The 12,492-nt window shown below is 64.9% G+C and carries 9 protein-coding genes; 6 read left to right on the top strand and 3 right to left on the bottom strand.

Annotation, left to right across the window (positions count from 1 at the left end; all coding sequences use genetic code 11):
* Positions 1-78 precede the first annotated feature (78 nt).
* From cysD to ACT53K_RS17050, 5 genes are all read left to right on the top strand, one after another.
* On the top strand, positions 79-1,014 hold the full coding sequence (gene cysD, locus ACT53K_RS17070) for a sulfate adenylyltransferase subunit CysD (protein ID WP_476229922.1): 936 nt from the start codon (positions 79-81) through the stop codon (positions 1,012-1,014).
* Positions 1,014-2,927: a sulfate adenylyltransferase subunit CysN gene (cysN, locus tag ACT53K_RS17065; RefSeq protein ID WP_476229921.1), complete on the top strand. Its 1,914-nt coding sequence runs from the start codon at positions 1,014-1,016 to the stop codon at positions 2,925-2,927. Before cysD ends, cysN begins: the two co-directional genes overlap by 1 nt.
* Positions 2,924-3,643, top strand: a complete 720-nt coding sequence (locus ACT53K_RS17060; protein ID WP_476229920.1) for a 3'(2'),5'-bisphosphate nucleotidase CysQ — start codon at positions 2,924-2,926, stop codon at positions 3,641-3,643. The genes cysN and ACT53K_RS17060 overlap by 4 nt, the downstream gene beginning before the upstream one ends.
* Positions 3,644-3,967: 324 nt before the next feature.
* On the top strand, positions 3,968-5,731 hold the full coding sequence (locus ACT53K_RS17055; RefSeq protein WP_476229919.1) for a PAS domain S-box protein: 1,764 nt from the start codon (positions 3,968-3,970) through the stop codon (positions 5,729-5,731).
* A complete protein-coding gene (locus tag ACT53K_RS17050) occupies positions 5,728-6,087 on the top strand; it encodes a response regulator (protein WP_476229918.1) in 360 nt (119 codons plus the stop codon). Before ACT53K_RS17055 ends, ACT53K_RS17050 begins: the two co-directional genes overlap by 4 nt.
* Positions 6,088-6,135: 48 nt before the next feature.
* Here ACT53K_RS17050 and ACT53K_RS17045 read toward each other — a convergent pair whose 3' ends face one another.
* Positions 6,136-8,922 (bottom strand): TonB-dependent receptor, encoded by a 2,787-nt coding sequence (locus ACT53K_RS17045; protein WP_476229917.1) that lies wholly within the window; start codon positions 8,920-8,922, stop codon positions 6,136-6,138.
* Positions 8,923-9,154: 232 nt separating this feature from the next.
* Between ACT53K_RS17045 and ACT53K_RS17040 the strand changes: the two genes are divergently transcribed.
* The gene (locus ACT53K_RS17040) at positions 9,155-10,393 is read left to right on the top strand and encodes a histidine-type phosphatase (RefSeq protein WP_476229916.1); all 1,239 of its coding nucleotides are present in this window, start codon (positions 9,155-9,157) and stop codon (positions 10,391-10,393) included.
* 6 nt (positions 10,394-10,399) lie between these two features.
* On the opposite strand, the gene ACT53K_RS17035 is transcribed toward ACT53K_RS17040, so the two are convergent.
* Together ACT53K_RS17035 and ACT53K_RS17030 are read right to left on the bottom strand one after the other, a co-directional pair.
* Positions 10,400-11,569: a glycosyltransferase gene (locus ACT53K_RS17035; RefSeq protein ID WP_476229915.1), complete on the bottom strand. Its 1,170-nt coding sequence runs from the start codon at positions 11,567-11,569 to the stop codon at positions 10,400-10,402.
* A complete protein-coding gene (locus ACT53K_RS17030) occupies positions 11,569-12,345 on the bottom strand; it encodes a DUF2334 domain-containing protein (RefSeq protein ID WP_476229914.1) in 777 nt (258 codons plus the stop codon). The genes ACT53K_RS17035 and ACT53K_RS17030 overlap by 1 nt, the downstream gene beginning before the upstream one ends.
* Positions 12,346-12,492: the final 147 nt, after the last annotated feature.

The raw sequence follows: 12,492 nt of genomic DNA, 5'->3' as shown, positions 1-12,492 counted from the left end.
TCAATCGCCGGGGCAGGTATTCGGCCCTAAACAATAACTAGATCGCGCAAGCGGGTTGCGCTTTTTAGAGGCAGCTTCATGCTGCACACGAGCACCATGGAACCCGCAACGCACCTTTCTCCGCTGACGCATCTGCAGCGTCTCGAGGCCGAAAGCATCCACATCCTGCGCGAAGTCGTCGCCGAGGCCGAACGTCCGGTGATGCTCTATTCCGTCGGCAAGGATTCGGCGGTGATGCTCCATCTGGCGCGCAAGGCCTTCTACCCGGCGCCCCCGCCCTTCCCGCTGCTCCATGTCGATACGACGTGGAAGTTCCAGGCAATGTACGAACTCCGCGACCGCGCCGCGCAGGCCGCGGGCATGGAGTTGCTTGTCCACCAGAATCCGGAAGCCAAAGCGCGCGGCATCAATCCGTTCGACCATGGCGGGCTCCACACTGATCTTTGGAAGACCGAAGGGCTTAAACAGGCGCTCGACGCCCATGGCTTCGACGCGGCGTTCGGTGGCGCCCGGCGTGACGAAGAGAAGAGCCGCGCCAAGGAACGCATTTTCAGCTTCCGCACGGCCTCGCATCGGTGGGATCCGAAGAACCAGCGGCCCGAGCTGTGGCGGCTTTACAATGCCCGCAAGGCCAAGGGGGAGAGCATCCGCGTCTTCCCGCTCTCCAACTGGACCGAGCTCGATATCTGGCAATATATCCGCGCCGAGGCGATTGAGATCGTCCCGCTCTACTTCGCCGCGCCCCGCCCGACAGTGCAGCGCGACGGCATGCTGCTGATGGTCGACGACGATCGCTTCCGCTTGCACCCAGGCGAAGTGCCGGAAATGCGCTCGATCCGCTTCCGCACACTCGGCTGTTACCCGCTCACCGGCGCGGTCGAGAGCCGTGCCGATACGCTCGATGCAGTGATCCAGGAAATGCTGCTGACCACCACCAGCGAACGCCAGGGCCGTGCGATCGACCATGACCAGGCCGCGAGCATGGAGAAGAAGAAGCAAGAGGGGTATTTCTGATGACCGCCTATCGCCCCGATGCGCTTATCGCCTCCAACATTTCCGCCTATCTCGCCCAGCACGAGCACAAGTCGCTGCTGCGTTTTCTGACCTGCGGATCGGTCGATGACGGCAAGTCCACGCTGATCGGCCGGCTGCTCTATGATTCGAAGCAGATTTTCGAGGACCAGCTCTCGGCACTCGAATCCGATTCGAAGCGCGTCGGCACCCAGGGCGAGGCGATCGACTTCGCGCTGCTGGTCGACGGCCTTGCCGCGGAGCGCGAACAGGGCATCACCATCGACGTCGCCTACCGCTTCTTCGCGACCGAGAAGCGCAAGTTCATTGTCGCGGACACGCCCGGCCACGAACAATATACCCGCAACATGGTCACTGGCGCCTCGACCGCCGATCTGGCCGTAATCCTCATCGATGCGCGCAAAGGCGTGCTCACCCAGACCAGGCGGCACAGCTATCTCGCGCATCTGCTCGGCATCCGGCATCTGGTGCTCGCAGTGAACAAGATGGACCTGGTCGGCTATGACCAGGCGGTGTTCGACACCATCGTCGCCGACTATGGCGAATTCGCCCGCTCGATCGGCATCGCGGCATTCACCCCGATCCCTATGTCGGGCTTCAAGGGCGACAATGTCACCACCCGCAGCGGAGCCATGCCGTGGTTCTCCGGGCCGGTGCTGCTCGACCATCTCGAAACCGTCGTGGTCGATGCAGAGGCAAACCGCGCCAAGCCGTTCCGTATGCCGGTGCAATGGGTCAACCGGCCGAACCTCGATTTCCGCGGCTTTGCGGGGCTGATCGCCAACGGCACCGTGCGCCCCGGCGATGCGGTGCGTATCCTCCCATCGGGTCGCACTACCCAGATCGCCCGCATTGTCGCGATGGGCGGCGACCGCACGGCGGCGAGCGCTGGGGAATCAATCACGCTCACGCTCACCGACGAAGTGGATTGCTCGCGCGGCGACATTATCGCCGCAGCCGACGCCCCGCCCCAGGTCGCCGACCAGTTCAAGGCGACGCTCGTCTGGATGGACCAGACCGAGTTGCTGCCCGGCCGCGCCTATTGGATGAAGCTGGGCACCCAGACGGTCAGCGCAGTCGTGCGTGCGCCAGAATGCGCGATCGACGTGAACACGCTGGCACGCACCTCTGCAAAGACCCTTACGCTCAACGATATCGGCATATCAGAAGTCGCAACCGACAGGCCGATCGTGTTCGAGCCCTATGCCGACAGCCAGGATCTCGGCGGCTTTATCCTGATCGACAAGCTGACCAACGCCACGGTCGGTGCCGGAATGCTGCAGTTCGCACTGCGCCGAGCGCAAAATGTCCACTGGCAGGCGATCGAGATCACGCGCGAGGCACATGCCCAGCAAAAGGGCCAGCAGCCGCGCCTGCTCTGGTTCACCGGTCTGTCCGGATCGGGCAAATCGACCATCGCCAATCTCGTCGAGAAGCGGCTGTACGCGCTGGGCAAGCACAGCTTCCTGCTCGACGGCGACAATGTCCGCCACGGGCTCAACCGCGATCTGGGCTTTACCGACCAGGACCGGGTGGAGAATATCCGCCGCATCGGCGAGGTCGCGAAGCTGATGACCGATGCCGGACTGATCGTGCTCACCGCCTTCATTTCCCCCTTCCGGGCGGAGCGGGCGATGGTACGATCGCTGATGGCCGAAGGCGAATTCTTCGAAATCTTCATCGACACGCCGCTGGAAATGGCCGAGGCGCGGGATGTGAAGGGGCTCTACAAAAAGGCACGCAGCGGGCAGATCGCCAACTTCACCGGCATTTCCAGCCCCTATGAACCGCCCGTGAATCCCGAAATCCATATCGACACCACCCGCACCACGCCCGAGCAAGCCGCCGAGCAGATCGTCGAGGCGATCATGGGCGTGTGGAGCCCGGTTCTGTGAACGACGCCGAGCTCGCCCATGCCATTGCCGACGAAGCCGGCGCGCTGCTGCTGGCGATCCAGGCAGATTGCGCCGGCGGCGCGCGCGGCGACCGCGAGGCGAATGCGCTGATCCTCGATCGACTGCGCGCCGCGCGACCGGAGGACGCAATCCTTTCGGAAGAATCGGCCGATGATCTCGCACGGCTCCACCGGCGCCGCGTCTGGATCGTCGATCCGCTGGACGGCACGCGCGAATTTGCCGAGCGCCGGGAGGACTGGGCCGTACATGTCGCTCTCGCCATCAACGGCGCCCCTGCCGTGGGCGCGGTCGCCCTGCCTCGGCTGGGCGTGACGCTCAGCAGTGATGCGCCGCCGCCGCTATCGCCCGCACAGCAACCGCCGCGGATGCTGGTCAGCCGGACGCGCGCCAGCCGGTTGTGCGCCGATGTCGGTGCGCGGCTGGGCGCGGTCCATCTTGGCATGGGCTCCGCGGGCGCGAAGGCGATGGCGGTGGTGCGCGGCGAGGCGGAAATCTATCTCCACTCGGGTGGCCAGCACCAATGGGACAATTGCGCTCCGGCGGCGGTTGCGCTCGCCGCCGGGCTCCATGTGTCGCGCATCGACGGCACCCCCATCGTCTACAACCAGGCCGAAACCAGCATCCCCGATCTGTTGATCTGCCGCCGCGAATGGGCGGTACCGGTGCTGTCCGCCGTCGCGGCCTGCGCACCCTAGGATCAATGCGTATCGGGCATGCCCGGAATAAACAGCGCGCCCGGAATCGCTTAGCAACAGTGATGTCGGCGCAATCGCCCCCCGAAACGCGCCGGCGAGTATATGCGTTAGCATGCACCTTCCTTGTCAGGCGGTGCATGCGACCCTCCCGGGGAGCAGGTCGGCGCTGTTGCCAGATCCCCAGACGGCTTCCGCCTGCATCCCCGGGAATGCATTGCCAGATGACGGCCCAGTTCCTCATTTCGGCGGGTTTTCGGTTGCGTCTCCGAACGTTACATTTAGACCAGCGGCCATGACGGCCTGCCCCCGCCCGTTGCAATGATCATGCAGCCCCCCGCGACCGAGCCGCCCCCGGCGCATACGGACGAGTTCCGCCTGATTGCCGACAGCGCGCCGGTTGCCGTGTGGGTCACGCGGCTGGACCGGCAGCGTAGCTTCGTGAACCGCGCCTATTGTGCGTTTTTGGGTCTGCCCTATGCCGAAGCACTGGCCTTCGACTGGCGCACCATCATCCACCCCGCTGACGCTCCGCGCGTGCTGACGCAATCCGTAGCGGGCGAAGCCAGCCTGCAACCTTTCCAGCTCGAAGGACGCTATCGCAATGCTGCAGGCGAGTGGCGCTGGCTGCATTCCACTTCCGCACCCCGTTGGGATGCCGAGGGGCGCCATATCGGCTTTATCGGTGTCGCCCATGATGTGACCGTCGCCAAGCGCTCGGAAGAAGCACTGCGCCGGAGCGAGGAAACGCTGCGCCTCGCCACCGAAACTGCGGGTATGGCGACCTGGGAACTCAACCTGCAAACGATGCGGGGCGCGTGGTCTCCCAATCGCTTCGATCTGCTCGGCATGGCCCGCACTGCCGACGGCACCGGCAGTTTCGACGACTGGCTGGCGCGCATCCACCCGCAAGACCGCGCCATGGCCGAGGCGCATGCGCGCCGCTGCTTCCGCGACGGCACCCATTACACAATCGAATATCGCATCGTCCGCCAGAGCGACGGCCGGGAACGCTGGCTCCAGAGCCATGGCAGCCGGATCGATTATGCCGATGAGCGGCCCAGCCGGTTCGTCGGCGTGTCCTTCGACATTACCGATCGCAAGAACGCCGAAGCGGAACTTCGCGCGAGCGAAGCGCGTTTCCGGACGATATTCGAAGAGGCGAATGATTTTCTTGTGACCACCACGCTCGATCAGGTGATCACCGCCGTCAATCCCGCGGTGCTTGCCGCCCTCGGATATCACGAGGACGAAGTGGTGGGGCGCGCGGTCGGCAATTTTCTGGACGATCAGGATATTGCCCTCAGCCGATCGGCGCTGGCGCAGAAGTTGATCGGCGGTGGTACGACGCGGCTGACGCTCAACGTCCGCGCGCGCAGCGGCGGCCGCCAGATCTGGGAAATCAACGCGCGCCTGGCCACCGATGCGGCCGGCATTCCGGTGGGTTTGCACGCGATCGGCCGCGACGTGACCGAGGCGAAGCGCCATGAAGCGCATCTGCGGCTGCTGATCGACGAGCTCAATCACCGCGTAAAGAACACGCTGGCGATCGTTCAGGGCATCGCGCAACAAAGCTTCAAGGGCGACTCCGACCCTGCGCGTGCCCGCGAAGCGTTTGAAGGGCGGCTGGCCGCCCTGTCAGAGGCGCATAATCTGCTCACCCGCCAGCATTGGGGTGCAGTGTCGATGCGGCAGATCCTAGCCGATGCAGTGGCGCCGCACGGTGGTGACGCGGGGCGGTTCGTGCTCGAGGGCCCGGACCTGACACTGGAGCCGAAGACAGCGATCTCGCTGGCGCTGGCCGTGCACGAACTCGCCACCAACGCCGTAAAACATGGCAGCCTTTCGACTCCGCAAGGGCATGTCACCATCCGCTGGAATACCGAGGAACAACAGGGCCGGCGGCGGTTCCGGATGGTGTGGACCGAACAGGGTGGTCCGGGGGTGGCGCCGCCCAGCCGGCGCGGTTTCGGCACACGCATGATCGAGCGCGGGCTGGCCGCGGAACTGGCCGGTACCGTGTCGATCGATTTCCGGTCGGAGGGCATTGTCTGCACCATCGACGCGCCACTGCCCGAGACGGCAGAATGAGCGACAGCACCGCCATGCGGGTGCTGATCGTCGAGGACGAACCAGTCGTGGCGATGTGCCTCGAAGACATTCTGGATATGCTCGGCTTCTGCCCGGTCGGGCCCGCCGCGCGGCTGGCGGAGGGGCTGGCGCTGGCCGACGAAGCGGCTCTGGACGCGGCGATCCTGGATATAAACCTGTCCGGCGAACGAAGCACGCCGATTGCCGAGGCGCTACGCCGGCGTGGCGTACCCTTCGCCTTTGCCAGCGGCTATAGTTCGCCGCCCGAAGGGTTTTCCGACGACGATATACCGCTGCTGCGGAAACCCTATCGCCCGGATGATGTAGCGGGCGTGCTCAACCGGCTGCTGGGATAGAAAGAAGCCCCGGCGGACGGGCGAACCCGCCGCGCCGGGGAGCTTCAATCAGAAGCTGTAAGAAAGATTGAGCATGTAGGTGCGGCCCACTTCGATATAGCCGCCCGAACGGTCGACCGAGAGCAGGCCCTTGCCCGAGCCATAAGTCGCCCAATAGGCGTGGCTGTTCAGCACATTCTGCACCGACACGCCGGCTGTGAGGCCGTTGTGGAAGGTGTAGTTGACCGATGCATTCATGTTCGACGAGGGCTGGAGATAGGTATCCGGCTGCGGATCGCGCACGTCGATCAGCCGCTTACCGGTGTACGAATAATCCAGTGCCCCGGCGATGCCGCCATGATTGTAGAAAAGGCCGGCGTTGAACATCAGTTCCGGCGCGTTCGGCATCCGGCGGGTGGCGCGCTGCGTGCTGGTGACCTTGATGGTCGCCTCGGCATGCTGCACCGTCACGCTGCCCTGGACGCCCAGACCGTCGAGCATGCCCGGCAGCCCCTTCGGGCTATAGCGGGCAAAGGCTTCGGCACCATAGACCTCACCCTTGCCGCTGGTGTCGAGCATGTTGATCGTCACGCCGTCAGGCCCGACCAGGCCCTGATCGGCCGGGAGGATGGTCGTGTCGGTCGACGTCGAGAACATCACATTGGTCAGGCGCTTGTAGTAGAGCGCCACCGAGAACAGGTCGCTGCCGGCACCCTTCTTTTCGAATGAGGTGTCGACGTTCCACGCCTGCGTTGCCTGCAGGTTGGGATTGGCAACCGTGATCGACGTAAGCTTACGGACCGGCACGCCGTTGACCGTCTGGGTGTCATACGTCTTTTGCGTCGGCCCGAGCAGCAGGCCGAAGGGCGGCCGGGTGTAGCTCTTGCGCACCGAGAAGCGGTAGACGGTCAGCTCGTCCGGACGATAGGACGCGATCAGGCTGGGCAGCCATTCGTCATAGGATTTGCTGCTGGTCGCGAAACCGCCGGTGCTGCCGTCCTGCGCCCAATAGGTTGCGCGGAAGCGGTTATGCTCAAAACGCACGCCCGGGATGACCGTCAGCTTGCCGAAGTCCAGATTGGCGAGCAGATAGCCGCTCGCACGCTGCTCAGTACCCTGGAGCAGGTTACGCTGCTGCACGGTGGGATCGGCAGTAGCGAGCTGGCTGAGCGACAATTGCCGCGCCTGGCTTTCGATGAAGTTGTGATCGGGGATCACGATCGGCACCTGCACCCCATTGCGCATGAAGCCGTTGATGCGCGTGGTCGGCGCCTGTGCCAGCGTCGGGATCGCGTTGCCCGAGAAGTCATATTCGAGCGATTCGTCGATGCTGTTCGAATCGCGGTCCGACGATTCATACTTCGCCCCGGCCCGGATCGAGGTCAGGCCGCGATCGGCGAGCTTGTAGGTAGCATCGAAGCCGCCTTCACCCTTGGATTCGGTGGCGTGCTGGAACTGCACGATCGAATACACTTCGCTGTAGTTCGCCAGGTTGTTGAACGCCGCCGCGGCACCGCTGTCGAGCACGACCTGCGGATTGATGGGGTTCGGTGCCTGGGTGACGAGGCGGAAGGTGGCGACGCCGGTGCTGTTCGGGCCGATATAGGCCGGGGTCTGATACTTGGCCTGCAGGCGGAACGGATAGGTCGTCTTGCCGCGCGAATAGGCGCCGTAGAAGTCGAGCGTCATGCGGTCACCCAGCCGAGCCTCGCCGCCCAGCTTCGATACGATCATCTGCTGGTTGCTGTGCTCGGTACGGAAATAGTTGCTGGCGCCGATGCCGTAGATCGCGACATAACCGTTGGCGTCATAATTGCCGTTCCCCGGGTTCGGATTGACCTGACCCGACGACAGGCTGACCTGACGAATCGCAACCTGATCCATCCAGCTCTTCAGGCGATATTCGCCGTAAGTGGTGTGCGAGTAGAGATCGAGATTGTCGCTCTTCCAGTCGAGGTTCAGCGTGCCGCCGAACCGCTCGATATTATTCTGGAACACGTTCCATTCGACGCCGCGCGGCATCAGGTTGTTCAGATTGTCGCGCAGCTTGCCGCCGACATTGTTGTTGTAGAGCAGATAGTCCTTATGCAGCGCGACGGACTCGCTGTAGACGCTCTTCTTGCCGTAATAGGCCGAGGCATAGACGCCCAGATTGCCGAAGCGCTGCGCGGTTTCGATCTGCGCGGCACCGCCCCAGGGATCCTGATCGCGCGCGACAGCGCGGCCGGCGACCTGGCCCTGCAGGCGGATCTGAACATGATGTTCGGGCAGATCGAACGCCGTCGCAGGGCGGAAATCGATCACACCAGCCAGCGCGTCGCCGTCCTGCGAAGCGGTCGGCGCCTTATCGACGCGCACCTGCGCCAGCGAGAAGGGCGACAGGACATTCATCGAAATCGCGCGCGTATTCTGATCGGTCTGGGCCAGACGGACGCCATCGAACTGATAGGCGTTGTAGGTGGTGTCGAGACCGCGGATCGTCACATATTGCGATTCACCGGTCGCGGCAGCGTTAAAGGTCTGGTCGACCGAAGCGCTAAGACCCGGCAGACGCGTGAGCAGATCGGCCAGATTCTGCTGCGGCTGGGCGCGCAGTTCCTCACCCGAAACGATCGTGACCAGCGACTTGTTCTGCACCTGGTCGGTCTGCGCCTTGGTGATCGCTACGCGGCGACCCTGGATAACGACCTCCGACTGCGAATCCTGGTCCGCTTCCGGTACCGTTGCCGGCGACGCCGCCGTCGCGCCGTCGCGCGTGTTTGGGCCTTCAGCCGCCCATGCATTTCCTACTACCAGCGCAGCCGTACCACAGCCGAGCAACAGGCGCGCGACGCGCCCGATCATATTGTTCTGCATGATGCCCCCTCTTGGAATCGCTTGCCTTTGCAAGGTTAGCCGGAGCCGTTAGTCGCAAGATGCTGCGCCGCGACGACTAGCCAGTGACAATTCCGTAACATCGTTGCGGCAACTTTGCTGCATTGCAACAATTTCTGATATAATTCAATGGTATAGACCAGAAATTGGGAATTGGCATTTTTTTGGTATCCTCCGTCACGACACCGTCACGGCTCGAGACTACCCATTTGCCATGCCGAAACGCACGCTTCCCGCCCGTTCGATCCTGCTCTTCGCGCCCCTCCTTGCCATGCTAGGCGCCACTGCACCGGCGAAGGCCACTCGCCCCGCCGCCCCGCGCATTGAGCGCATGGTCCTCCTGATGCGCCATGGTGTGCGGGCGCCGCTCGACAGCGAAGTGCCAGCGGGCACGCGGGCCGCGCAGCCCTGGCCGCGCTGGAGTGCTCCCGCCGAGCAAGTGACGCCGCACGGCGCGACGGCAGTGGTTGCGTTGGGTCGCTCCGACCGACGCTGGCTCGCGAACATGGGCGTCCTGCCCGCGCAGGGATGCCGCGGCATCGAGGCGGTGCGGATCTGGACGAACACCGCAGGGCGGACGATCGCGACCGGCCAGGCCTATGCCGAAGGGCTCGCCCCGCGCTGCAAGCTTACCATCGGTCACCGCCCCACCATCGAGACCGATCCGCTGTTCGAGCCGCTGAACGCCGGACCCAAGGGTTTCGAGGCCCCGCGCGCGGTGGAGTCGATCAACCACTACCTTGGCAGCGCCACTGCGCAGGTGGCACGTCATCGCGCCGCACTCGACCTGTTGGAGCGCGTCCTCGCCTGCCCTACAGGGCCGTGTAGCCCGGAGCGCCCCGCCTTTGTGCAGGTCAGCCGCGATGGGCGCGGCATCGATGTCAGCGGCCCGATCCGCGATGCATCGGGCACCGCGCAGGTATTGATGCTGCAATATCTGGAAGGCATGCCGGCCGCGCAGGTGGGCTGGGGCCGCGCCGATCCCGCCACACTCGTCCGGCTGGGCGCCGTCCATGCCGCGCTGTTCGATATCTACAGCCGGCCGCCCTATATGGCCGCATTCCAGACCGCGCCGACGGTCGACCGCATCCTTGCCGATTTCACGGCCTCGTCCGCCCCGGCGCTGGACGTGCTGGTTGGGCACGACACCAATGTCGCCGCGCTGGCCGCCGTTCTCGGCGTGACCGTACATGCGCCGGGCTTTGCCGCAGGTGATCCTTCGCCGGGCGGCGGGCTGGCATTGGCGCTGGTGCGGCAGGCAGGTGGCGGCAAGGCCGTGCGGCTCTGGTATCGTAGCCAGAGCGCAGCCGGCATTCGTGCGGGCAATGGCGCGGCGGTGTGGATGCCGCTGGCGATTCCGGGGTGCAGCGAGGGACGGATGCACCTGTGCCCGCTGCCGCGCTTTATCGCCCGACTGGAAAGCGCAACCGCGCCGGCGCGTCAGCCCGGCTAAGCCGGCTCAGGCTGCGTAGGCGAGCTGCGTGCTGCGATAGGCCGCGAACAGCTCTTCGAAATGCGTGTCCATCGTGCGGGTGCCCTCCGCATCCGCCGTCGCGCGCAGGCGATGAAACACCGGCGTCGTCTCGACGAAGCGTACCAGCGCATCGCGCAGATCAACGGCATCGGCAGCACGATAGAGCGCGCCCTGACCCGACACGAACTGGTCGGCCGCCCCACCGCGATCCGGGACGATCAGCGGCAGACCGCTGGCGCGCGCCTCGGCCGCAACCATGCAGAAGGTCTCCGCCTCGCAGCCATGGACCAGCGCGTCGGCGCTGGCGAGCACGCGCGCGAGTTGCTGCCGGTCACTGGTCGGCGCGAAGAGCTGGGCATGCGGGTTGCGCCCCATTGCCGAGAGCACGCGCGACTTGGCGGTGCCGGCCCCGATCAGGATCAGCCCGACCGGATGCTGGACACCGGCTGCCTCGGCCGCCTCGATTACCATTGGCCAGCGCTTCTCCGCAGCCAGCCGGCCGACGCCGATCAGCAGTGTCGCTTCCGGCCCCAGGCCGCAGCTTGCCAGCAATTCGGCGCGCAAGGTCTCGTCGCGCAGCGAAGGCGAGAAATAGCCAGGCTCGACACCCATCGGGATCGTCACGGCCTTTTGCAGCCCACCCTCGGCCAGCCGATCGGCTAGGTCGCGGCCCGCCGTAACTACCAGATCGAAGCCCTCGTCGAGCCGCCGCAAATGCTGCCAGAAGGACGAAAAGCCCTTGTCGATCGTCTCGCGGTTGGCGATCGTGCCGAACCAGCGATAGGCATAGGCCGCCAGCGGATCAGCATGCATCACGAGCGAGCGGGGTGCAGCTCCCTGCCAGCGCGCCACCATCGAGGCGCTGCGCCAGGGCGAGGATGCTTCGACAAAATCCGGTTTCCACTTGTCGAGCGCGGCGTGGAGCAGCGGTTCGTCGTCGAAATAGCGATAGCGCCGGTCGAGCGGGAGCAGCGGCGCCGGAATCGTCGCCAGAATGGCACCATCGCGCTCTTCGATGATTTCCTCGCGCTCGCCCGGCGCAAGGATGATGATCTCGTGGCCCATGGCCGGCCCGGTTTCCATCTTGCGCCGGACATAGGTTTTCACGCCGCCGCCATAGGGGCTGTAGAAAGCGCAGACGTCGAGGATGCGCATCAATGCGTCTCCAGCAGCTCGCGATATTGCCCGAACCGACCGCCACGGGACAGCGAAGCAAGCGTCTTGTCAATACTGGTGATCAGTGCCGGCACCGTCACGTCACCCGGATGCACCCCCAAACGCATGGCAGGACGGCGCGGCAGCAGCGCCCGCGCCAGCGCAGCCACCGCGAGCGACGAAGCGATCCGGCCCCTGCTACGACTGGCCCAGGTAATCACCGGCCCCTTGGCCAGAATGGCGTCGTCACGCTGCGGCGACCAGACGCGGAAATGGTCCTCCGCGAGCGCAAAGCCGCAATCGCGCGCCGCCGCGCGCGCGCCTTCGCCATAGAGCCAGGCCGGCGCGATGAAGCCCGTCACCGGGCGCCCGATAATGTCCTCGACCAGCGCCTTGCCGCGCTCCATCCGGTCGCGGGCAGTGGCGTAATCGAGACCGAGAAACTCGCCCTCGCCCGCCGTCATATGCTTCGCCTTGAAGCGTGCGGCGGCAGAGGCATGGTCGGCCACGTCGCGGTGGAACCAGCCGTGCAGGAACATCTCAATGCCCGAATCCGCCCAGGCGCGCAGCCGGGTGGCAAAGGGGGTGCCGGGCACCAGCGGCGCCTCGCCCCAGTGGTCGGGCACGACCAGCATCGCATAGCGCGGGGTGCCGATATGCTTCAGGAACAGGTCGGCAAGACGATCGACCGCAGCCTCCGAACGCGGCCCGACATCGTGGATCGATGCGAGCAGGCTGGGGCCTTGGGGGCCGTGGAGGCGATCAGGTGCGGACATGGGTGGTTCTTTGCTGCAGGTGCGAGCGATATAGACCGCCGGAACGGGGCGGCAAGCAGGCCGAATTTCGGCTTTTTCTAACGCGTTGTTTTACAACAATTAAACGCCGCAAAAAACAGGCGCCCGAAGTGGAGAAGGCCATATTTC

Source organism: Sphingomonas sp. DMC8 (genome assembly GCF_056314185.1).
The sequence above is the reverse complement of the archived record's forward strand: the minus strand, read 5'-3'. Positions and strand labels throughout refer to the sequence as shown.